Origin of the sequence: Cellvibrio polysaccharolyticus (genome assembly GCF_015182315.1) — a bacterium.
Lineage (GTDB): Bacteria > Pseudomonadota > Gammaproteobacteria > Pseudomonadales > Cellvibrionaceae > Cellvibrio > Cellvibrio polysaccharolyticus.
The window spans coordinates 1,446,909-1,465,484 of record NZ_PRDL01000001.1 but is presented as its reverse complement, the minus strand read 5'-3'; the positions used below and the strand labels follow the sequence as shown (position 1 = coordinate 1,465,484).

Annotated in this window: 15 protein-coding genes; 8 read left to right on the top strand and 7 right to left on the bottom strand. The window is 52.0% G+C overall.

Annotation, left to right across the window (positions count from 1 at the left end; genetic code table 11):
- Window positions 1–68: 68 nt before the first annotated feature.
- The 7 genes from C4F51_RS06240 to urtA form a co-directional block, all read right to left on the bottom strand.
- Entirely contained in the window at window positions 69–443 is a 375-nt protein-coding gene (locus C4F51_RS06240; protein WP_193908155.1) for an FmdB family zinc ribbon protein, read from the bottom strand.
- Window positions 444–449: 6 nt separating this feature from the next.
- A complete protein-coding gene (gene fmdA / locus C4F51_RS06235; RefSeq protein ID WP_193908153.1) occupies window positions 450–1,682 on the bottom strand; it encodes a formamidase in 1,233 nt (410 codons plus the stop codon).
- 543 nt (window positions 1,683–2,225) lie between these two features.
- On the bottom strand, window positions 2,226–2,915 hold the full coding sequence (urtE, locus tag C4F51_RS06230; RefSeq protein ID WP_193908151.1) for an urea ABC transporter ATP-binding subunit UrtE: 690 nt from the start codon (window positions 2,913–2,915) through the stop codon (window positions 2,226–2,228).
- Window positions 2,916–2,963: 48 nt separating this feature from the next.
- Window positions 2,964–3,710 carry an urea ABC transporter ATP-binding protein UrtD gene (gene urtD, locus C4F51_RS06225; protein WP_407926932.1) on the bottom strand — a complete coding sequence of 249 codons (747 nt, stop codon included), beginning with the start codon at window positions 3,708–3,710 and terminating at the stop codon, window positions 2,964–2,966.
- Window positions 3,710–4,855, bottom strand: coding sequence for an urea ABC transporter permease subunit UrtC (gene urtC / locus C4F51_RS06220; RefSeq protein ID WP_193908147.1), 1,146 nt, complete (start codon window positions 4,853–4,855; stop codon window positions 3,710–3,712). Before urtC ends, urtD begins: the two co-directional genes overlap by 1 nt.
- 12 nt (window positions 4,856–4,867) lie before the next feature.
- Window positions 4,868–5,794 (bottom strand): urea ABC transporter permease subunit UrtB, encoded by a 927-nt coding sequence (gene urtB / locus C4F51_RS06215; RefSeq protein ID WP_193908146.1) that lies wholly within the window; start codon window positions 5,792–5,794, stop codon window positions 4,868–4,870.
- Window positions 5,795–5,957: 163 nt separating this feature from the next.
- Window positions 5,958–7,193, bottom strand: coding sequence for an urea ABC transporter substrate-binding protein (gene urtA, locus C4F51_RS06210; RefSeq protein WP_407926931.1), 1,236 nt, complete (start codon window positions 7,191–7,193; stop codon window positions 5,958–5,960).
- Between the two features lie 404 nt (window positions 7,194–7,597).
- On the opposite strand from urtA, the gene C4F51_RS06205 reads away from it, so the two are divergent.
- The 8 genes from C4F51_RS06205 (at window position 7,598) to C4F51_RS06170 (ending at window position 18,550) form a co-directional block, all read left to right on the top strand.
- Window positions 7,598–11,053 carry a hybrid sensor histidine kinase/response regulator gene (locus tag C4F51_RS06205; protein ID WP_193908144.1) on the top strand — a complete coding sequence of 1,152 codons (3,456 nt, stop codon included), beginning with the start codon at window positions 7,598–7,600 and terminating at the stop codon, window positions 11,051–11,053.
- Window positions 11,053–11,955, top strand: a complete 903-nt coding sequence (locus tag C4F51_RS06200; RefSeq protein WP_193908142.1) for a response regulator transcription factor — start codon at window positions 11,053–11,055, stop codon at window positions 11,953–11,955. The genes C4F51_RS06205 and C4F51_RS06200 overlap by 1 nt, the downstream gene beginning before the upstream one ends.
- 627 nt (window positions 11,956–12,582) lie before the next feature.
- Window positions 12,583–13,158 (top strand): electron transport complex subunit RsxA, encoded by a 576-nt coding sequence (rsxA, locus tag C4F51_RS06195; protein WP_193908140.1) that lies wholly within the window; start codon window positions 12,583–12,585, stop codon window positions 13,156–13,158.
- An 18-nt stretch (window positions 13,159–13,176) separates the two neighbouring features.
- A complete protein-coding gene (rsxB, locus tag C4F51_RS06190) occupies window positions 13,177–13,797 on the top strand; it encodes an electron transport complex subunit RsxB (protein ID WP_193908138.1) in 621 nt (206 codons plus the stop codon).
- A 2-nt stretch (window positions 13,798–13,799) separates the two neighbouring features.
- Entirely contained in the window at window positions 13,800–16,073 is a 2,274-nt protein-coding gene (rsxC, locus tag C4F51_RS06185; protein ID WP_193908136.1) for an electron transport complex subunit RsxC, read from the top strand.
- Between the two features lie 25 nt (window positions 16,074–16,098).
- Entirely contained in the window at window positions 16,099–17,154 is a 1,056-nt protein-coding gene (rsxD, locus tag C4F51_RS06180; RefSeq protein WP_193908134.1) for an electron transport complex subunit RsxD, read from the top strand.
- Complete coding sequence (rsxG, locus tag C4F51_RS06175; protein WP_193908132.1) at window positions 17,154–17,807, top strand: electron transport complex subunit RsxG; 654 nt, start codon at window positions 17,154–17,156, stop codon at window positions 17,805–17,807. Before rsxD ends, rsxG begins: the two co-directional genes overlap by 1 nt.
- A complete protein-coding gene (locus C4F51_RS06170) occupies window positions 17,804–18,550 on the top strand; it encodes an electron transport complex subunit E (RefSeq protein WP_193908130.1) in 747 nt (248 codons plus the stop codon). Before rsxG ends, C4F51_RS06170 begins: the two co-directional genes overlap by 4 nt.
- Window positions 18,551–18,576 lie beyond the last annotated feature (26 nt).

Genomic DNA, 18,576 nt, shown 5'->3' with positions numbered 1-18,576 from the left:
GATGCCGGTCGCACAAAAAAACGGGCGCTGAAAACGCGCCCGAATTCTCAAAAAAATGAACTTTTTATTCAGTGACTAATCATCCATGGCCGCATTGAGGGAAACATTTTGTTGCCGTCTGCCGTATAAAACAGTGCCGATTTACGAATAGGCTTGTCACCGTGGCAGGAACAACCCCGCCCCTGCTTGTCATGTTTATTACGATCGGCCTGTTCCTGACGGATTTCTGTACTTGAGAACACAGGCTGATGTCGACTCTTCTCATTCTGCGTATGGGCCTTGCGATTGGTTTCGCTCATGTCATTCATGAACGGCGCCATGATGATTATCCTTGCCGATAAGGTGCCGCAAACAGGACAGGCACAAGGTTGCGACGCCTCGGCGACCGGAGCCAATTCATAAAACAACCCGTGTTCAGCACATTTATAGTCATAAACAGGCACGATGATTTACTCCTTATCGTAAGACAACGGGACTTTAACCTGGCTGGTCACCTTTTTAGTCGGCCCCTCGGCTGACGGGTTGATATCAAAATCAAAGATATCGGTGGGCAGCCACAAGGTCGCACAGGCATTGGGGATATCCACCACGCCACTGATATGCCCCTGCACCGGCGCACAGCCCAACAGCGAATAGGCCTGATCTTTGGTATAACCGAATTTGGTCATGTACTCGATGGCATTGAGACACGCCTGACGATAGGCGACATGAACATCTAAATAATGCTGCTCGCCGTACTCATCCACCGAAATGCCTTCGAAGATCAAATAATCATCATATTTCGGCGCAATCGGGCTGGGTTTGAAGATCGGGTTTTTAATCGCATATTTTGCCATGCCGTCTTTGATCAGATTCACACGCAGATGAATCCAACCGGCCATCTCGATGGCACCGCAAAAGGTAATCTCGCCATCGCCCTGGCTGAAGTGCAAATCGCCAACGGACAGGCCACCATCTTTCACGTACACCGGGAAGTAGATTTTCGAACCGCGTGACAGATCCTTAATATCGCAGTTACCGCCGTGCTCTCTGGGTGGCACGGTACGCGCGCCCTCTTCCGCCGCTGCCTTCGCCGCCTCGCTCGGCATTGCTCCCATATGGGCCGTTTTCGCGAAGGGCAAAGTTGCCAAGGCAGGTACGCGCTCGGGATTGGTGTCGTAAAGTTCTTTCTCGCGCTTGTTCCACTCCAGCAGCATTTCTTTGGAAGGCAAACAACCAATCAACCCGGGGTGAATCAAGCCCGCAAATTCCACATTGGGAATATGACGCGAGCTGGTGAACATGCCTTTAAAATCCCACACGGTTTTTTGCGCATTGGGAAAATGTTCTGTCAGAAAACCGCCGCCGTTATTTTTGGAAAAGAAACCGTTAAAGCCCCATTGGCTGTCTTCAAAAGTACCGATATCCAGAATATCCACAACCAGCAAATCGCCAGGTTCTGCGCCTTCCACGCCTACCGGGCCGGAAAGAAAGTGAACCTGAGTGAGGTCCACATCACGCACGTCATCGGCGCTGTCATCATTTTTAATTTGCCCGCCGGTCCAGTCGTGACATTCAATAATAAAATCATCACCCGGTTTTACCATTGCCGCCATGGGAATATCCGGATGCCAGCGGTTGTGTATTTGAGCGTTTTCGTAAGGGGATTTTTTTAAGTCAATCTTGATAATTGTCTCTGTCATGCTGATTACCCTTTGGCAATGGTTGGAGGTTGGCTTTCGATGTAAGAAATCGCAGCGCTTCGGAACACAGTATCCGGTCATGACAGGGGTGCAACAATACGACAATTATCCCGGTGACTACGTTAAATGACGTAGTGCAAATGCTTTTATTCTCCACACAGAAAACTAATGTTTGTAAGCAGATGATCGCCCAAACCATTGGACCGTCTGCCGCAGGGATGCGGCAGTCGAGCCTGCATGGATGCATTCACGGCGAGTCCAATGGTTTGGGGGATCGTCTGCTTGTCACGGTAATATTCATACTGTAACAAGCTATACATAGGTGGAAGAAAACTTCTTCAAATGCGCTAAATACTCAAGAGCGCATTGAGCATGTGACAAGGGGGAATTGTCAGAGAACCACCTACACCATCAGGACTCGCCGTAAACCCTTCCCTGGGGGCTCGACTGCCGCATCCATGCGGCAGACGGTCCTGATGGTGTAGTTGGCCCCCCTGACAGGAAAGAACTTGCGGGTGGGAAAATTTAAAGGCAAAAGCGTTCTTATACCGACAGGTATGAGGCCACTTTGGCTTCGTCTACTTTATCGCGGGTTTCTTCGAAAACGATATTGCCTTTCTCGATTACCAGAATCCGATCGGCAATATCCAGCGCAAAACTTAACACCTGCTCGGAAACGATAATCGACAAACCCCGCTGGTCGCGAATCTGTTTAAGCGTTCGTCCCATCTCACGAATAATCGACGGTTGAATACCTTCGGTAGGCTCATCCAGCAACAACACCTTGGGATCACTCGCCAGTGCACGGGCAATCGCCAACTGCTGTTGTTGACCGCCGGAAAGGTTACCGCCGCGCCGATTACGCATTTCCAGTAACACCGGAAACATATCGTAAAGATCACGAGGAACATTCCGCCGACCGGTAGTCGTCAAGCCGGTTTCGATATTTTCTTTTACCGTCATACTGGAAAAAATCATGCGCCCCTGAGGAACAAACCCAAAACCTTTCTTAACCCGTTGATAACTTTTCATGGAACTGACTTCGGCACCATCCAGTTTAACGCTACCCGATGAGGAAGGAATAACGCCCATCAGGGACTTCATCAGTGTGGTTTTTCCCATACCATTACGGCCGAGAATGGCCACAATCTCGTTGGGCTTTAAAGAAAAATTCAACCCGTGAATCACTTCGCTTTGCCCGTAAGCAACACGGTAATCAGCAACATCCAGCATAATAAGGTTTCCTCTCCAGGTTAACTGGTTCCGCCCCAATTTATTGAATCAATGACCCAGGTACACATCAATGACCTTCGGGTCTTGTTTAACTTTTTCTGCCGAACCTTCTGCAAGAATTTTTCCCTGATGCAATACCGTTACCTTGTCAGCGATTTGTGCCACGAATTGCATATCGTGCTCGATAACAATAACCGAGCGCCCCTTGGTAATTTTGCGCAGTAACTCCGCCGTTTGTTGGCGCTCACCTACCGACATACCCGCCACCGGCTCATCCAGCATCAGCAATTGCGGGTCCTGAATCAGCAGCATGCCAATTTCAAGCCACTGCTTTTGTCCATGGCTGAGCAGGTCGGCCTGGTGATGGAGAAGATCCTTGAGAAAAATCATCTCGGCAATTTCATGGATTTTGTTAATAACTTCTGCATCGCGATTAAAAGTCAAAGCACCCCACACCGAGCGCCCACGCGGAAAAGAAATCTCCAGGTTTTCAAATACGGTTAAATCGCCGTAGATAGATGGATTTTGAAATTTACGGCCAACGCCGGCTTTAACGATGTCATGCTCTTTGAGTTTGGTCAGTTCGCGGTTTTTGAATTTTATAGAGCCTTCCGTGGCACGGGTACGACCGCAAATCAAATCCAGCACAGTGGTTTTACCAGCCCCATTGGGGCCGATAATTACGCGAATTTCATTTTCATCGACATAAAAACTGAGATCGCTCACCGCTTTGAAACCATCAAAAGAAACCGTTAACCCTTCAACCGCCAATACGAAGTCGGTGTTAGTCGTCATCATGATGAAGTGCCCTCTTTAACCGGTGATGCTATAGGTGCAGCAGGTGTATTTTTCTTTGGCAAGAGTTTGAGCAGTCGCGGTTCAATGTGGGCGCTGTACAAACCGGCCAGCCCGTTAGGGAAAGCCATGACCACACCAATAAACAGTGCGCCCATGGCCAGCAGCCACAATTCCGGGAAGCTTTCTGACAGTGCGGTTTTGGCCCAGTTAACAATCAGCGCACCGTATACAGCACCGATAATAGAGAGGCGACCGCCAACCGCACAGAAGATGACCATTTCAATGGAAGGCACAATACCGACCAGTGTGGGCGACATAAAACCTACCTGCAGGGTGAACATGGCACCACCCACCGAGGCAAATACCGCGCCCATACAGAACACAAAGATTTTGAAACTGGCAACGTCGTAACCGGAAAAACGTACCCGGTCTTCCTTATCACGCATGGCAACCAGCAAGCGGCCCAATTTACTTTTACGGATGTATTGCGCAACAAACAGACTCACAAACAGCAAGGCAACACATACAAAGTAAAAGAAATATCGCGCGCTATCGGTACGAATATCCATGCCCATCAAGGTGCGTAAATCAGTAATGCCGTTCACACCGCCGGTATAACCTTGCTGACCAATAATAAGAATGGTGGCAATGGCGGCGATGGCCTGGGTGATGATGGCGAAATACACCCCGCCTACGCGGCGTTTGAACATGGCGGCACCGATGATGTAAGCCAACAACGCAGGCAATATCAAAATGGCGATGATGGTGAACAGAAAACTGTCAAACGGTTGCCAGAACCAGGGCAATTCGGTGAGCTGGTTCCAATCCATAAAGTCGGGGATGCCCGGCGTAGATTGAATTTTTGTGCTTTCCGGATCAGACGATTCCAGTTTGAGAAACATCGCCATGACGTAACCGCCAATGCCGAAGAAAATGCCTTGCCCCAAACTGAGAATGCCACCATAACCCCAACACAACACCAGCCCGATCGCCACAAAAGCCCAGGTAAGATATTTGCCGACCAGATTAAGACGGAAAATATCCAGCGTCAGAGGAAGAACCACGATGAGCAAAACAGCGAGAATCAAAAAGCCGACCCACTCTTTGCCACCCATCAGCGTACGTAAATGTTGCTGTAACATCAGACTTTCCTCCTAGCGACGCACTTTGAGATTGAACAGGCCTTGCGGTCTGATCATCAGCACCATAACCACAAACAACAGCGTTAATACTTTGGCCATCGAACCACTGATAAAAAATTCCATGGTGGACTGCGCTTGCGAAATACCAAAAGCAGACGCGATAGTGCCGAGCAAACTGGTTGCACCGCCGAATACCACCACCAGAAAGGTATCCACAATATAAAGCTGCCCCGAGGTTGGCCCGGTTGAACCAATCATGGTGAAGGCGCTACCGGCAATACCGGCGATACCGCAGCCCAGGGCAAAGGTCATACGGTCTACTTTTGCCGTATTAATCCCCACCGCACCGGCCATCGGGCGGTTTTGCACCACTGCCCGCACCTGAATGCCCCAGCGCGAGCGATACATCAGCACGGCAACCGCCAGTGAGATAGCAATGGCCAGCGACATAACGAACAAACCGTTGACCGGAATTTCAATCGTTTCACTTAATTGATAAGAGCCCATTAACCAGTCAGGCAAGGTAACGCCCACTTCGCGCGCGCCAAAAACACTGCGATAAATTTGCTGCAAAATCAGGCTTAAACCCCAGGTGGCCAATAAGGTGTCCAAAGGGCGGTGGTATAAAAAACGGATCATGCCCCATTCCACCAGGGCGCCGAGTAGCGCGGTGGCAAAAAAGGCGAGAATCATGGCGATGAAAAAGTAGTAACTGAACAACTCGGGAAAATGTTGCGAGAAAAGGTTGGAAACCAGATAGGTAATGTAAGCACCGAGAATCATAAATTCTCCATGTGCCATGTTAATAACGCCCATTTGTCCAAAAATAATGGCCAGCCCCAGCGCCATCAGTACAAACACAGAAAACAGGATTAATCCGGCAAAACCCTGCATGGCAAAAATGGACATTAATTCCGACGAACTGTATTCAGCAAACATCCCGGATACTCCTGCAAAAAAATAATCTGTCAGCGGCACATCAGCGAATACATCCAATGCCCGGTGCAGCTGCCTGTAACACGTGCCTTGATGCGTCTTTACAATGCGATTTCAACTCAGAAAAAACACCGGCCTTCAAGGGATCTGAAGGCCGGTAGCGAACTTATTGATAACCAGCTGGGAACGGATCCGGCTCAATCAGCTCTTCTGTTTCGTAAACCACTTTGTATTGACCGTCAGCCTGAGCATGACCAATACGGGTTTTTGACCAGAGGTGATGATTTTCATGAACTTTCACGTAGCCTTCCGGTGCGGTAGTCAATTCAATACCCGGTGATGCTGCGCGAACTTTGTCGATATCAAACGAGCCGGCTTTTTCAACAGCGGCTTTCCACAACCAGGGGCCAAGGTAAGCGGCCTGGGTTACATCGCCGATCACGATGTCGTTACCCCAACGCTCTTTAAAGGCTTTTACGAACGCTTCGTTATTAGCATTTGGCAGGCTCTGGAAGTATTTCATCGCCGCATAAGCACCCACCATGTTCTCGCCACCGATGCCAAGAATTTCGTCTTCGGTTACCGAGATGGTCAATACCAGCGGGCTTTCTTTGGTCATATCAATACCGGCTGCTTTCAATTGTTTGTAGAAGGCTACGTTGGAACCGCCTACCACAATCGCGTAAATCACATCCGGCTTGCGCAGTTTGATTTTGTTAATGACCGAGTTGAACTGGGTATGGCCGAGTGGATAATATTCTTCACCCACTACTTTCAAGCCCAATTTTTCAATGTGTTTACGTGCAATTTTGTTGGAGGTTCGCGGCCAGATGTAATCGGACCCGAGCAGGTAGAATGTCTTCGCATCCTTGTTTTTTACCACCCAGTCAATACCGGCAATAATTTGCTGGGTAGCTTCCTGACCGGTGTAGATAACATTGGGCGATTGTTCCAAACCTTCGTAGAAGGTGGGGTAGTAAAGCATGCCGTTGTATTGTTCAAAAATTGGCAGTACCGCTTTACGCGAGGCAGATGTCCAGCAACCGAACACCGCAGCAACCTTGTCGTTCACCAACAGCTTGCGGGATTTTTCGGCGAAGGTGGGCCAATCGCTGGCGCCGTCTTCCTGAATAAATTCAATCTTTCTGCCCAACACACCGCCCATGGCATTGATTTGTTCAATGGCCAGTTTTTCCGCTTGTACCGAGCCGGTTTCGCTGATCGCCATGGTGCCGGTAACAGAGTGCAGAATACCTACCTTGACCGTGGTATCTGTTACCGCAAGACCGGTGGTGTTCACTTCGGCAGCCATCGCCGTTACTGACAGTGCGCAGGACGCCGCCAGGCTGCACAAACTGCTTAACCATCGTTTGGTCAGTTTGCTGTGCCCGGATCGTTTGATCGTTGATGTGCTCATAACCTACCCTCATGGATTATTCAAAAAGCAGGATCGTTATATCGATTCCTCTTCCCCGTCAGACACCGGTGTGCCCACGGTTTTCATTTTGACCAGACCGGGCAAGCGCAACCATTCGACAAATGGCCCATGCCACTACGTCATTTAACGCATAAGCAGAAAAATTTCGGGATGGCACGAAGATTGATTTGAACTTGACTACACGCAGGCGCGTAATGCCGGATGCAGCTGAAAAACCCATAAGGAAAATAATGCGCACCACAAACTGACAAGCGTCCGATGCACTCGCCCCAAAATGACACAGCAAGTGGCAAGTGTTGTTGTGTAGCGGGTGCCTGTTTGTCCGGAAAGGTGATGCCTGCGAACGCTTTTGCTTTTGGATTTTTCCCATGTCAGCCAGACAAACTATTTTCCGGGTCAGACGTAATTACAACCAATGGGTGGTTAACGAAACCCTGGAAGACTACGCGCTGCGTTTTACTGCAAAAAGCGGCCGACGCTGGTCAGCAAGCCAGGTGGCGTTTACGGCGTTGGCCGGGGCGATTTCTTTTTTGGCATTGGAAGCGATTGGTGCGTCCATCACCTTGCATTACGGATTCATTAATGCGGTAGTGGCTATTCTTGCCGTGGGATTACTGATTTTTATCAGCGCTATTCCCATCAGTTACTATGCCGCCCGTTACGGGGTAGACATTGACCTGCTAACCCGGGGCGCCGGTTTTGGCTACATCGGTTCTACCGTCACTTCGCTGATTTATGCCTCGTTCACCTTTATTTTTTTCGCGCTCGAAGCGGCGATTATGGCGCTGGCATTGCAATGGATGTTCGACCTGCCCTTGGTGTACGGCTACTTGTTGTGCTCTGTGCTGGTTATCCCGCTGGTCACTCACGGCATTACCTTTATCACCCGTTTTCAATTGTGGACACAGCCCTTCTGGCTGGTATTGCAACTGGCGCCCTTCGCTTACATTTTGTATTGCGATATCAGCAGCGTCGATGACTGGACATCGTTTACCGGCACCGAACAAAAACAACAACCCGGCTTTTCGTTGATGTTTTTTGGTGCAGCCGCCGCCGTCTTATTTTCGTTAATTGCCCAGATTGGCGAACAGGTCGATTTTTTACGGTTTTTACCGCCCGCCCAACCCGGAAAAAAAGGCCGCTGGTGGATAGCACTTTTATGTGGCGGGCCAGGCTGGATTATCCCCGGCATGTTGAAAATTCTCGCGGGCTCGTTTTTGATGGTGCTGGCTATTAATCATGGTGTGCCCGCCGATGAAGCTACCGACCCCACGCGCATGTATCAAATTGCTTTTGGCTACGTTAGTCAATCGCCCGAGTCGGCGCTGGCGCTGGCCGGTATTTTTGTCATCCTCTGCCAACTGAAAATCAATGTGACCAATGCCTATGCCGGCTCCATCGCCTGGTCCAATTTTTTCTCGCGCTTAACCCACAGCCACCCCGGGCGGGTAGTCTGGCTGGTGTTTAACGTAGCCATTGCATTGCTGTTAATGGAACTTGGCGTTTACCAGGCGCTGGAACAAACGCTGAGTACCTACGCCATTATTGCCGTCGCCTGGCTAGGCACGCTGGTGGCCGACCTGGTGATTAACAAACCGCTCGGTTTTAGCCCCAAACACATCGAGTTCCGGCGCGCACATTTATACGATATCAACCCGGTTGGTATTGGCTCTATGGTATTAGCCTCGTTGTGCGGTCTGGTTTGCTATAGCGGCGCCTGGGGTGAAATAGCGCAAGCATTTGCGCACTTCATTACGCTGTTTTCTGCGCTGGTGTTTGCGCCCTTAATCGCCTGGAAAACCGATGGCAAATATTACCTGGCTCGTCCGATTAATGATGCCAATGCACCGGCAACCCAAACCTGCTGCATTTGTGAACACACCTTTGAGTCGGAAGACATTACCCACTGCCCGGCCTACAACGGCCCGATCTGTTCACTGTGTTGTTCGCTGGATGCGCGCTGCAAGGATTTTTGCAAACCCGGCGCGCGTTATACCGAGCAATTGAAAGGGGCGATCCACTATCTGTTGCCACAATGGTTACAGCCGGATTTCAATTCACGCATTGGCCATTTTCTGGTGCTGCTGTTTTTAATCAACAGCATTTCCGGCGGGCTCCTTTCATTAATTTATTTTCAGTCAGTTACCAGCGCCCCGGACAGTGCCTTGCTACTGGCAGGCACTTTGTGGAAGGTATTTTTTCTACTGATTATTATCACCGGCATTATTATCTGGCTGTTTGTGCTGGCACACGAAAGCCGTGTAGTCGCCCAGGAAGAATCGCTGCGGCAAAACCGCTTGCTCTCGGAAGAGATAGCGGCGCACGAACAAACCGACCGTGCACTGCAAACCGCCAAAGAAGAAGCCGAAGCTGCCAACCTGGCAAAAAGCCGCTACCTGACCGGCATCAGCCATGAGTTACGTTCACCCTTAAACGCGGTGCTGGGCTACGCCCAGTTACTGGAAAAAGACCCGGACATCCCGCCGCACCGGAAAAATGCCCTGGGTGTTATTCGGCGCAGCGGCGAACACCTGGCGGACCTGATTGAAGGGTTGTTGGATATTTCAAAAATTGAAGCCGGACGGCTGGACTTGCACCGCGATGAAGTACAAATTCGCGTACTGATGGATCAACTGGTGCATATGTTTCGCCTGCAAGCTGAAGCCAAGGGCTTGTATTTCAAATTTCAGTGCAGCGATTTTTTACCGGAATCGGTTTACACCGATGAGAAGCGCTTGCGGCAAATTCTTATCAACCTGTTATCCAATGCTATTAAGTACACCGCCCAGGGTGGTATTGAATTCAATATTCATTACCGCAATCAGGTAGCGGAATTTTCCATCCGCGATACCGGCGAAGGCATTGCCAGTGAAAATATGGAGCGTATTTTCCGCCCTTTTGAGCGGGTAACTTCATCGCGCTCATCAGCAACCGGCACCGGCCTTGGCCTGACGATTACCCGCTTGCTCACCGATATTATGGGTGGCGATATCAATGTCAGCAGCCAACCGGGCAAGGGCAGTTTGTTTAAAGTTTCATTGATGCTGTCGAGCATTATGCACCCCCGTAAACCCTCGCTGATTACAACCGACACGCGCACCGTCCATAACTACGAAGGCGTGCGCCGCCGTATTATGACGGTGGATGATGATGCAACGCACCGCCAGTTAATGCGGGAGATGCTCGAACCGCTCGGTTTTGTCATAGAAGATACCGACAACCCTCTGGCGATGCTGGAAACATTTACCCGCGACAAAAGCAGTTGGCCGGATTTGTTGTTGCTGGATGTTTCCATGCCCGATATCAATGGCTGGCAGTGTGCCGAGCAATTGCGCCTCGCCGGTTTTTCGTCCCCCATTTTAATGATCTCGGCAGATGCCAGCGAAGGCCATAATCATCTTCACTATCACGATGACCAACCGCCCCAATGGCACGATGCCTACATGGTTAAACCGGTTCGCTTGCCATTGCTGCTGGACACAGTGGGCCGCCTGCTGGAGCTGAGCTGGTGCTATGAACCGGTAGCAGCCACCCCAGCACCGCCAGGCATTGCCTGTATTGATGCCATGGAAATTCCTGATCAGGACATTCTTGTGCAACTGCGCGCCCTGGCCAGCATTGGCCATAAAAAAGGATTGACCGATTACCTCGATCAACTGGAGGCGGACCAAGTCGCCTCTGCCGCGTTTATTGCGCACTGTCGCGATATGGCCAACGGTTTTTGTTTTGAAACCCTGATGCAATGGTTAAACACGATTTCCAACACCCCCACCCATCCGGCTGGCCCTATTAAAAATTACGCAGTGAAAGAGAGCCTTTTCTGATGAATACATCCCGACAAAAAAAACCGGTAGTGCTGATTGTGGATGACGCCATCGAAAGCATTCATATGTTGAACGATGTTTTGGAGGAGTCGGGTTTTACGGTGCTGGTGGCGCTGGAGGGCAACCAGGCGTTGATGATTGCCCGTAATATTCGCCCGGATATTATTTTGCTGGATGCGATCATGCCGCACATGGATGGTTTTGAAACCTGCCGCAAGTTGAAACAAAACCCGACGGTGGCCGATGTGCCGGTGATTTTTATGACCGGCCTGACCGATACCGGCCATATTGTTGCGGGCTTGCAAGCGGGCGGTGTGGATTACATGCCCAAACCCATTAACCCGGAAGAGTTGATTGCCCGTATGCGGGTGCATCTCGACAATGCCCACCAGGCAAAACGTATTAGAGATGCGTTGGATACCGCGGGCCAGTATTTATTGGCGACCGATGATAGCGGCGCGATGCAGTGGGCTACGCCTCAGGTGTATAACCTGTTGCAACAAACCGGTACCGAGTTGACGGTGTTGGAGGCGGCCTTACGGCAGTGGTTGACGCATTTGCCGGCTTTTGGTCAGCAGCTTGATTTGCGGCATCAGGGTATTGCGTTGAAGTTGGAGTATTTGGCTTTTCCGGATGAGAGGGAGCATTTATTTCGCGCCAGCGAGAGCCTGGCGGTTGCGGGTGCGACGGATACGCTGAAGCATCAGTTTGCGGTGACAGTACGTGAGGCAGATGTGTTGTTGTGGATTGCCCACGGCAAGACCAACCGGGAGATCGGCCAGATTCTGGAGATGAGCCCGCGTACGGTGAATAAGCATCTGGAGCAAATTTTCCGCAAGCTCGGGGTGGAGAATCGTACCTCGGCAGCGGCGGTTGCTTTGCGTTATATAAAGGCGGGTTGAGGCCTGGAACCAAAAAGCCTCTTTACCGGGTGCTTGTTTGAACAAAAAATCGAGCTTCTCTGCTACTTTGCGCTGCCCTCCTTTTGGATGGAAGACAAACTTAGCGTTCGTATGTCCGTTTGACGTTAGGTCCTGTATTCCAAAAACGCATGCATACGTTCCCTGTAGCTCCGACGAGGCGTCCCTGACTCGACGGTTTTGGAATACAGGACCTAACGTCAAACTCGCATTGTGCCAGTTGGAAATGTTTTGCTATCTGAGCACTCATTAGGAACAGATCGGAGCAACTATGGGTATTCATCTCTTTTTCAATAGCGGATGCGTTGGTTGGACTGGTTTAGCGCCAAGTCTTTAGCTTACGTCCAGAAGGTGCATGCTTCTCAGACATTGCTCCAGCTAACCCACCAGAATCCTGCTTTCAGAGCCATTTATAGGGCGCAAACCCCACCCATATTCTTCTACCAAATCCAGCGGAGTTGATCCAAATCCGCCGGTTCGGGATAATGCCCTCCCCTCAACGCTGCTCACGCTTTGCACCATCTTGCTGTCGAAGTGTGTTTCAATGATTTTCCGAGCCAAATACAGCGCTTTTGACGCAAAAGCAGCTTTTTCAGGTAATTAGGTGGCATGACCGAATTTGGTGTAATCCTGCTGGCAAGTGTGCTGGTTAATAACTTCGTCCTCGTTCAGTTTCTTGGCTTGTGTCCTTTTATGGGCGTCTCCAACAAGCTGGAGTCGGCCATTGGCATGGCGGGCGCGACTACCTTTGTGATGACACTGGCTTCTATCTCAACCTGGATGGTGTACCACTGGCTGTTGATTCCGCTGGGATTGGATTACCTGCGTACTATTTCTTTTATTCTGGTGATCGCCGCCGTGGTGCAGTTCACCAAGATGTTTATGGAGAAAACCAGCCCGCTGCTGTATCGCATTCTCGGGGTGTTTTTGCCGTTGATCACCGTTAACTGTGCGGTATTGGGTGTAGCCTTGTTGAACATCAATAAGAGCCACAGCTTCTGGCACGCGACCTTGTACGGTTTCGGGGGTGCGGTGGGTTTTGCAGTGGTGCTGGTGCTGTTTTCAGCGATGCGCGAGCGGCTGGCCATCGCCGATGTGCCACAGCCATTTAAAGGCGCAGCCATCGGTATGATCACCGCCGGGTTGATGTCGCTGGCTTTTATGGGTTTCGGAGGGCTGGTGTAATCACCGGCAGAGTTATCCATGCCCGATCTTATTTTGCAAAATCCGCTGCTGGCCGCCCTCGTTACCCTCGTCGGCTTGTCGCTGGTATTTGGTGCCATTCTCGGTTTCGCGTCGGTGCGCTTTCGGGTTGAGAGCAGCCCCTTGGTGGAGCAAATTGATAGTTTGCTACCGCAAACCCAGTGTGGCCAGTGTGGTCACCCGGGTTGTAAGCCTTACGCCCAGGCGATTGCCGGTGGCGAGAGCATTAATAAATGCCCGCCCGGAGGCCAGAGTACGATTCAGGCATTGGCCGATTTATTGGGCGTACCGGCCACCCCGCTGGATGCCGAGCACGGCGAAGTTTCCGAGGTTAAAAAAGTCGCGTTTATTCGCGAAGACGAGTGCATTGGTTGTACCAAGTGCATTCAGGCCTGCCCGATGGACGCTATCCTCGGGGCGGCCAAACAGATGCATACCGTGATTGCCGATGAATGCACCGGTTGCGATCTGTGTGTAGAACCTTGCCCGGTAGATTGTATTGATATGATTCCGGTAGCACCGACGCTGAATAGCTGGCATTGGCAGTTGCCGGCTAACGGCGCTCCCCTGATTGCTTCGGACAAAAGTCATCCGGCCGCAACCAATGATAAGGCCGCCTGATCATGAACATTCCGTTGTTTACCTTACCCGGCGGTATTCACCCGCCGGAGCATAAATCGGCTTCGGTGCAAGAGCCTATCGGCCAGCTGCCGTTACCGCCTTACCTTTATATTGCGCTGGCGCAGCATATGGGTGCACCGGCCAAGGCGCTGGTAAACCCCGATCAGCGCGTACTGAAAGGCCAGTTGATTGCAGAAGCCGATGGCGTATTCAGCGTGAACATTCATGCGCCCACGTCAGGTTATATCCGCTCGATTGAGGATTATCCGCAAGCACACCCGTCCGGTTTGTTGGCGCCTTGTATCCTGCTGGAAACCGATGGTCAGGATGAGTGGGTGGAGCGGCATCCCATTACCGATTACGCATCGCTGGCCCCTGCCGATTTGCTGGAACGGATTCGCAAGGCCGGTATTGCCGGGCTGGGTGGTGCGGGTTTTCCTACCGCCATTAAACTCAACCCGCGTTCAACCGCGCCGATTGATACGCTGATAATTAATGGCGCCGAATGCGAGCCTTACATCACCGCGGATGATGTGTTGATGCGCGAGCGCGCTGACGAGGTGATTGCCGGCACCCTGATGCTGGGTTATGTGCTGCACAATCCGGCGAGGCTGGTGATCGGGGTAGAAGACAACAAACCCGAAGCGATTGCCGCCTTGCAAAAAGCCGCCGCCGGTACGCCGGTAGAGGTCGTCGGGTTTCCCACCAAATATCCCTCCGGCGGTGCCAAACAACTGACCTGGATATTAACCGGGCGGGAAATTCCCCACGGCCATCACTCGGCGGATGCCGGGGTAATTTGTTTGAACGTGGCAACCGTAGCGGCCGCCTGGCGCGCGGTGCGCTTTGATGAACCGCTGATATCGCGTATTACAACCCTGGCCGGCGATGCACTGGCACAGTCGCGCAACGTCGAGGTGTTAATCGGCACGCCGATAGACACCTTGCTGCAGCACCAGGGATTACAACCGAAGCAACTGTCGCGCCTGGTGGTGGGCGGCCCGATGATGGGCTTTACCCTTACCGATACCCGCGCACCGGTCACCAAAACTACCAACTGCCTGATCGCCGCCGGCAAAAAAGAATTGCCCTTACCGCCACCGGCGCAAGCCTGTATTCGCTGTGGTTATTGTGCGGATGTCTGCCCGGCCAGTTTGTTGCCCCAGCAACTTTTCTGGTACGCACAGGCAGAAGATCACGACCGTTTGAAGTCGCACCATTTATTTGACTGCATTGAATGCGGTGCCTGCTCCTGGGTTTGCCCCAGCACTATTCCGCTGGTGCAATATTATCGCGCCGCCAAAGGCAGCATTATTCAAGCCGAAACCGAGAAAGAAAAAGCCGAGCGTTCGCGCCGCCGCTTTGAATTTCGCCAGCAGCGTATGGAGCAGGAAGAAGCAGCCAAAGAAGCCAAACGCCTCGCCCGTAAGCAGGCCGCCGATGAAGCGCGCCTCAAACTGGCACAAAAAGCGGAACTGCATACCAACACGACTGAGCCTGCCAACCCGGTTATCACCGCCACCTCGACAAAGGCTGCGGCAGATAACGGCGTTGACCAGCGCGCGCGCCTTGAACGTATTCTCGCTGCCGCGCACAACACCCTCGAACATGCACAAAAACCGTTGGTGCCGCATGTGTATGGCGAGGAAATTTCTGCCGAAAAATTGGAAAAGCAGCAAGCCCGTATTAAACAGGCGGCGTTAAAAGTGAGCGAGGCAGAAAAAAAACTGGCTGATTTTATGGCCAGCCAGCAAGGTGCAACCGCACAAGCCGTTGTTTCACCGGCAGATGACGCGATTGAACGGGCGCGCGCCAAAATGGCGAGAAACCCCCGTGAAAAACTCGAAGCCGGTTTGGAAACCCTGCAAAAGCAATTGCTAAAAGCGCAGGAGCGCGCCGCAACCGCCCGCGCCAACGGCGAGCCGACCGCTGACGCTTTTGAACGGGGCGTTGCCGTGTTGCAGCAAAAAATAGCTACCACCCGGGAAGATCTGGCAGCGCTGCCTGCCGATAGTGTTAATGCCGTTGCCACCATAGAAGAACAGCAAGCTACAGAAACTGCGATTGAAAAAGCACGGCAGCGCCTTGCCGAGAAGGCGGAAAAAAGTCCGGCGGATATTCGCGCAGAACAACGACAAACGCTGACCGTTCGTCTGGAAAAAACCCGTGTCCTGTTACAGGATGCAGAGGCCAAAGGCGCGCCGACCGTAACAGCACTGGCAGCCAGCCTGCAGCGGTTGCAAGAAAAATTGAACACATTACAGTCAGACGACTGAAATCAGCCACACGGGACTTAACACCATGGCGCTCCTGAATATTTCATCACCCCACAGCCACAAAGGGCGCAGCACCCGGCAGGTCATGCAATGGGTCATGCTGGCCGCAGTACCCGGCTTACTGGTGCAAAGCTGGTTTTTCGGGGTCGGGGTTATTCTTAACGTGTTACTGGCCATTGCCGGTTGCCTCGCTTTTGAAGCGCTGGCGATGGCGTTACGCAAACGCCCGGTGCGCTTTTATTTGACCGACTACAGCGCGGCGGTAACCGGTTTGTTGCTGGGCTTGTCATTGCCACCGCTCAGCCCCTGGTGGCTGGTGCTCAGCGGCTGCTTCTTCGCCATCATCCTCGCCAAACAACTGTACGGCGGCATGGGTTTTAACCCGTTCAATCCGGCGATGGTTGCTTACGTTATTTTGCTGATTTCCTTTCCGGTTGAGATGACCCGTTGGGCCGCCCCCGCGCCGCTCGCCGAAGCCGCCAATGTGCCAGGCATTGTTGCCAGCCTTGGCCAAATATGGGGCGGCAACCTGGTGGATGGTTACACCGCCGCCACACCGCTGGACATCATGAAACAAAACACCGGGTTACTGATGAATGACCTGTATCAGCAGGAAGCGGTGTTTAATCAGGGAAGCTGGGCAGCTGCCGGTTGGGAATGGGTAAATGCGGCATTTTTACTGGGCGGTTTTTTATTACTGGCACTGCGCATTATTCGCTGGCATGCGCCTATCAGCATGTTGCTGGCCCTGGTGGTGATGTCGGCACTTTTCAACGATGGCGGCAGCTCGCAGAGTCACGGCTCGCCGCTATTTCATTTGTTTTCCGGCGCTACCATGCTCGGCGCATTCTTTATCGTGACCGACCCGGTCAGCTCAGCGGTAAGTAATAAAGGCCGAATTATTTTCGGCGCCTCTGTCGGCGTGCTGGTGTATGTCATTCGCAGCTGGGGCAACTACCCGGACGCGATAGCCTTTGCAGTGTTGCTGATGAACTTTGCCGCGCCTTTTATTGATTACTACACAGTGCCGCGCACCTACGGCCATAAAAAATCGACCCCGGCAACGAGGAAAGAAGACTAATGCTGCTGCGATCAATCAGCAAAAACAGTGTGTTGCTCGGCCTTTTTGCGCTGGTGATTGCTGTCGGCCTGGCATTAACCTACGCCGGTACCCGCGATCATATCGAAGCCGCCGAACGGGCAGCCCGCCAAAGCGCACTGTTTGAAATTATCCCCCGGCATTTGCACGATAACGACTTACTCACCGACACCCGCCCGATACCGGCATCCGCCTGGCCACAGCTTGGGCTCAAACAAGGCGGTGATATGCATATTGCCCGCTACCAGGGCGAGGTGGTTGCGATTATTATTCCGGCCATCGCGCCGGACGGTTACAGCGGCAATATCAATCTCATCGTCGGTATTAATCGCGATTTGAGCGTGGCTGGCGTACGGATTGTTGCGCACAATGAAACGCCCGGTCTGGGCGATAAATTTGAATTGAAAAAAGGCAACTGGATTCTATCCTTTGATGGAAAGTCCTTGCTCAACCCGGCGACTGAACGCTGGGGCGTTACCAAAGACGGTGGCGTGTTTGATCAATTTACCGGCGCCACCATTACCCCGCGTGCGGTGGTAAATCAGGTAAAACGGGTGTTGGAGTTTGTTGAGCAATATCAGGAATTGCTTTTCAGCCCTGCCCCCCCCCCTTCTCTGACCGGGCAACAACCATGAGCGCATCGGATACGCCACCAACCGCTTCCCCATCGCCAACTTACCCGGCGATCGCCAAACACGGCCTGTGGGATAACAACCCGGCACTGGTGCAATTGCTGGGCTTGTGTCCGCTGCTGGCAGTCAGTGGCTCGGTAGTGAATGCGCTCGGGCTGGCGATTGCTACGCTACTGGTACTCACCTGCTCCAACGCCGCTATTTCGTTAATCCGCAGGCAAGTCAGCGATGCGATTCGCTTACCGGCTTTTGTCATGATCATCGCCGCCATGGGCACTTTTATCGAGTTGCTGATGCGTGCCTATACTTATGACCTGTTTCAGGTGCTGGGCATTTTTATCCCGCTGATTGTTACCAACTGTACGGTACTCGGCAGAGCCGACGCCTTCGCCAGCAAAAACCCGTTACTGCCATCCATGGCCGACGGTTTCAGCATGGGGCTGGGTTTTGGTCTGGTGCTGGTGGTGATTGGTGCGCTGCGGGAATTGCTGGGCAGCGGCACGCTGTTTGCCGATATGCATTTGTTGTTTGGTGAAAGTGCAAGGCACTGGGAAATTCAGATATTTGGTGCAGATTACCCGGGCTTTTTGCTGGCTATTTTGCCGCCGGGTGCTTTTATTGTGACTGCCTTTTTAATCGCCCTGAAAAATATTATTGATAATAGTATCCGCGAACGCCGGTTACGCCAGCAGCCTTCACCGGTGAAAGGCAGCAAGCGGGTGCGCAGTACAGGCAACATTGCCTGAACATCTGACTTTTTACGGTTGAGGTC

What these genes read in the sequence shown, in the direction of transcription:
- fmdA (WP_193908153.1), bottom strand. Translation starts at nt 1,682, where the DNA reads ATGACAGAGACAATTATCAAGATTGACTTAAAAAAATCCCCTTACGAA.
- urtE (WP_193908151.1), bottom strand. Translation starts at nt 2,915, where the DNA reads ATGCTGGATGTTGCTGATTACCGTGTTGCTTACGGGCAAAGCGAAGTG.
- urtD (WP_407926932.1), bottom strand. Translation starts at nt 3,710, where the DNA reads ATGACGACTAACACCGACTTCGTATTGGCGGTTGAAGGGTTAACGGTT.
- urtC (WP_193908147.1), bottom strand. Translation starts at nt 4,855, where the DNA reads ATGTTACAGCAACATTTACGTACGCTGATGGGTGGCAAAGAGTGGGTC.
- urtB (WP_193908146.1), bottom strand. Translation starts at nt 5,794, where the DNA reads ATGTTTGCTGAATACAGTTCGTCGGAATTAATGTCCATTTTTGCCATG.
- C4F51_RS06205 (WP_193908144.1), top strand. Translation starts at nt 7,598, where the DNA reads ATGTCAGCCAGACAAACTATTTTCCGGGTCAGACGTAATTACAACCAA.
- C4F51_RS06200 (WP_193908142.1), top strand. Translation starts at nt 11,053, where the DNA reads ATGAATACATCCCGACAAAAAAAACCGGTAGTGCTGATTGTGGATGAC.
- rsxA (WP_193908140.1), top strand. Translation starts at nt 12,583, where the DNA reads ATGACCGAATTTGGTGTAATCCTGCTGGCAAGTGTGCTGGTTAATAAC.
- rsxB (WP_193908138.1), top strand. Translation starts at nt 13,177, where the DNA reads ATGCCCGATCTTATTTTGCAAAATCCGCTGCTGGCCGCCCTCGTTACC.
- rsxC (WP_193908136.1), top strand. Translation starts at nt 13,800, where the DNA reads ATGAACATTCCGTTGTTTACCTTACCCGGCGGTATTCACCCGCCGGAG.
- rsxD (WP_193908134.1), top strand. Translation starts at nt 16,099, where the DNA reads ATGGCGCTCCTGAATATTTCATCACCCCACAGCCACAAAGGGCGCAGC.
- rsxG (WP_193908132.1), top strand. Translation starts at nt 17,154, where the DNA reads ATGCTGCTGCGATCAATCAGCAAAAACAGTGTGTTGCTCGGCCTTTTT.
- C4F51_RS06170 (WP_193908130.1), top strand. Translation starts at nt 17,804, where the DNA reads ATGAGCGCATCGGATACGCCACCAACCGCTTCCCCATCGCCAACTTAC.